Here is a 3203-nt window from a genome sequence, read left to right as displayed (position 1 = left end):
GCCCGTCACCGCACGGTGGCGGGCCCGCGGCGTCTCGTCGTGCGGCCGCTGTCAGAGGGTCGGCGCGGGCTTGTACTGCCAGGGCCAGCGGGGCGGGTTCGTGCGCTCGGTCACGCGCCGGTGCAGCAGCCCGATGGCGGCGGCGACCGTGGCCGGGTCCTCGACGGCGCTCATGTGGCCGGCCGCGGGGACGACGGTCAGCGCGCCGTCCCGGGCGGCGTGCACCATGTGCTCGGCCTCGACCAGCGGGGTCACCTGGTCCTCCGCCCCGACCACGACGGAGACGGGCCCGTCGAACGTGCGCAGCACGTCGGTGCGGTCCGGGCGGGCCGCCATCGCGCGCTGCGCCCAGGCGACGCCCGACGGCGACTGCGCGCGGATCCAGGACTCGAGCAGCGGGAAGAGGTTCCGCCGCTTCTCCACCGTCGTCGGCCCGAGCAGCGCGCCGGGCATGCTGAGTACCGGGTCGAGCGTCTGCCCCTCGGTGACGGCGGCGGCGATCCGCAGCCGGTTGGCGCGCGCGGCGTCGAGGTCGGCCGTCGACTTGGTGTCGACGAGCCCGAGCCCGACGACGAACCCGGGGTGCCGCTCCGCCAGGGCGAGCGCCACGTAGCCCCCCATCGACAGGCCGACGACGACCGCGTTGCCCTCGCCCTGCTCCCGCATGGTGCGGTGCACGGCGTCGGCGACGTCCTCGAGCCGCGGCGGGATGCCGGCGAGGTCGGAGTGCCCCTGGCCGGGCAGGTCCACGCCGATGGCGCGCACCCCCTCGGGCAGGGCCTGCGCCGCGGCCGCCCACATGCGGTGGTCCAGCGGGAAACCGTGCAGCAGCAGCACCGGCGTTCCCGCCCCCTCGTGGAGCGGGTAGGTCGCCAGGAGCGCGGAGGTGGTGGTCATCGTCGACTCCTCGTCATCGCCTTGTCATCAGGACTACCTCATCGCGGTACGGTCTCGGCCTGCCGCACCTCGCCGTCGTAGTGCGTGGGCAGCGGGGCGTGGCCGGGCAGGACGTGCCCGACGATCTCGTCGAGGACCCGGCGCACCGCCGGCTCCCCGACCCACAGGTGCTTCGCGCCGTCGACGCCGATCACCTCGGCCTGCGGCACGCGCGCGAACCGCCGGCGGGCCTCGTCGGGGCGCAGGTAGTCGTCGTGCTCGGGCACCAGGACCACCAGCGGGCGGCCGAAGTCCGCCCAGCGGTCGAGGTCGGCGTCCGTGGCGCGGTGCAGCGGCGGCGACAGCAGGATCGCGCCCTCGACGGCCGGGTCGGTGCCGTGCTTGAGCACCAGCTCGGTGCCGAACGACCAACCGACGAGCCACGGGCGCGGCAGCTCCCGGAACTCCGCCAGCTCGATCGCGGCGGCGACGTCGTACCGCTCCGCCTCGCCGCCGTCGAACGCGCCGTCCGACGTGCCGCGCGGCGACGACGTGCCGCGGGTGTTGAAGCGCAGGACGGCGAGGTCCGCGAGCGCGGGGAGGCGCCAGGCCGCCTTCCGGTACACGTGCGAGTCCATGTAACCGCCGTGCGTGGGCAGCGGGTGGAACGTCAGGAGCGTCGCGACCGGGTCCCGGTCGGCCGGGAGGGCGAGCTCGCCGACGAGCGTGAGCCCGTCCGCGGTGTGCAGCTCGACGTCCTCGCGGCGGGCGGGGAGCATCGTGAGGGAGCGGATCTGGTGGCCGGTGTCGTCCCCGGCGTCACGGTCCGCTGCGTCGTCCATGGTGTCGTCGTTCATCGCCTCCAGGGTAGTTCGGCCGGGCGTTCCTGGCCGGTCCTGGACGGCCGTCACCGCAGCCGCGCGCGCCGCTCCCAGCAGGAGGAGTGCCAGTGCCGACGGTCCTCCAGACCTGCGGCCTCACCTCCGACGACGTCGCGCTGCCAGGCCACGACGTGCGGGGTGCCCGCGGGGATCTCCTGCCGGCAGGCAGGGCAGCGGTACGCCTTGTCGCCGCCGCGCAGCCGGCGCACGGTCCACTCGCCGTCCGCCGCGCTCTCCCGCCGGACGCCGCCGAGGGCACGGTCGAGGTCGAGCGGCGGGGCCTCGGCGCCCCAGGGGCGCTTGCGGGAGGGTCGGCGGGACGGCATGGCACCCATTGTCGCGCGGCGGCGGCGACCCCCGGCGCCCGGCCGGGCGGGGGCGGAACCCTGGACGGCGCGGTCAGGTCGTGCCGTTACAGTGGCCCGGTTCGTCCCCGCCGACCGAAGGACTCCCCGTGAAGCTCCGCACGTCCGCCGCCGCTGCCGCGCTGGCGCTGGCCGCGGCCCTGACCCTGACCGCCTGCGCCGACGACTCCTCCGGCGACGGCGCCACGCCGTCGGCCTCCGCGTCGTCGTCCCCCGCCACCGAGGCTCCCGAGCCGACCAAGGAGGACGTCGCCGCGCTCGAGTCCGTGAAGGTCGACGGCAAGGCCGGCGCGGAGCCCAAGGTGACCTTCAAGACCCCGCTCGAGGTCTCGGTGCCCACGTCGCGCGTCATCGACGAGGGCGACGGCGCCGAGCTCGCCGAGGGCATGAAGATCACGATGGACACCGTCGCCTTCCTCGGCACCGACGGCTCCACCCAGGGCTCCACCTGGCAGCAGAAGACCCCGCAGAGCTTCATCCTCGGCGACGCGAACTACGGCGTGCTCACCGAGCCGCTGGCGGGGCAGAAGGTCGGGACGCGCCTCCTCGTGGCCAACCCCGTGCAGGGCCAGGACGGCTCCACGGCGACGATGGTCAACGTCGTCGAGGTCACCGACGCGAAGACGATCCCGACCCGCGCCGAGGGTACGGCCGTCGAGCCCGAGAAGGGCCTGCCGACGGTCACGCTGGACGACTCCGGCAAGCCCTCGGTGACGATCCCGGACGGCTACGAGGCGCCCAAGGACCTCGTGGTGCAGCCGCTGATCAAGGGCGACGGCCCGAAGGTGACGGAGGACCAGACCGTCACCGCCCACTACACCGGCTGGAAGCTCGACGGCGAGCAGTTCGACTCGTCCTGGGACCGCGGCGCCCCGTCCTCGTTCTCGCTGCAGCAGGTGGTCGCCGGCTGGACCCAGGGGCTCGCCGGCCAGACCGTCGGCAGCCAGGTGCTCCTCGTCATCCCGCCGGACCTGGCGTACGGCGCCCAGGAGGGTCACGAGCTCCAGAAGGAGACGCTGGTCTTCGTCGTGGACATCCTCGACGCGCAGTGATCGCCCGCCGTCGTCGTGACGTCGCGCAC

The 3203-nt window shown here is 74.7% G+C and carries 4 protein-coding genes; 1 reads left to right on the top strand and 3 read right to left on the bottom strand.

All coding sequences use genetic code 11. The features are described 5' to 3' along the window. Nucleotides 1-51 precede the first annotated feature (51 nt). The 3 genes from ACFUVW_RS20345 to ACFUVW_RS20335 are packed head-to-tail and all read right to left on the bottom strand — an operon-like array spanning nucleotide 52 to nucleotide 2083. Entirely contained in the window at nucleotides 52-897 is an 846-nt protein-coding gene (locus tag ACFUVW_RS20345; protein ID WP_430573111.1) for an alpha/beta fold hydrolase, read from the bottom strand. A 38-nt stretch (nucleotides 898-935) separates the two neighbouring features. Beyond that, on the bottom strand, nucleotides 936-1733 hold the full coding sequence (locus ACFUVW_RS20340) for an alpha/beta hydrolase (protein WP_430573110.1): 798 nt from the start codon (nucleotides 1731-1733) through the stop codon (nucleotides 936-938). Between the two features lie 50 nt (nucleotides 1734-1783). After that, on the bottom strand, nucleotides 1784-2083 hold the full coding sequence (locus ACFUVW_RS20335) for a hypothetical protein (RefSeq protein WP_430573109.1): 300 nt from the start codon (nucleotides 2081-2083) through the stop codon (nucleotides 1784-1786). A 128-nt stretch (nucleotides 2084-2211) separates the two neighbouring features. On the opposite strand from ACFUVW_RS20335, the gene ACFUVW_RS20330 reads away from it, so the two are divergent. Next, complete coding sequence (locus ACFUVW_RS20330; RefSeq protein WP_430573108.1) at nucleotides 2212-3174, top strand: FKBP-type peptidyl-prolyl cis-trans isomerase; 963 nt, start codon at nucleotides 2212-2214, stop codon at nucleotides 3172-3174. The last annotated feature ends 29 nt before the right edge of the window (nucleotides 3175-3203 follow it).

It is taken from the genome of Isoptericola sp. NPDC057391, from assembly GCF_042668085.1.
GTDB lineage: Bacteria > Actinomycetota > Actinomycetes > Actinomycetales > Cellulomonadaceae > Isoptericola.
This window is presented reverse-complemented; position numbering and strand designations above follow the sequence as displayed.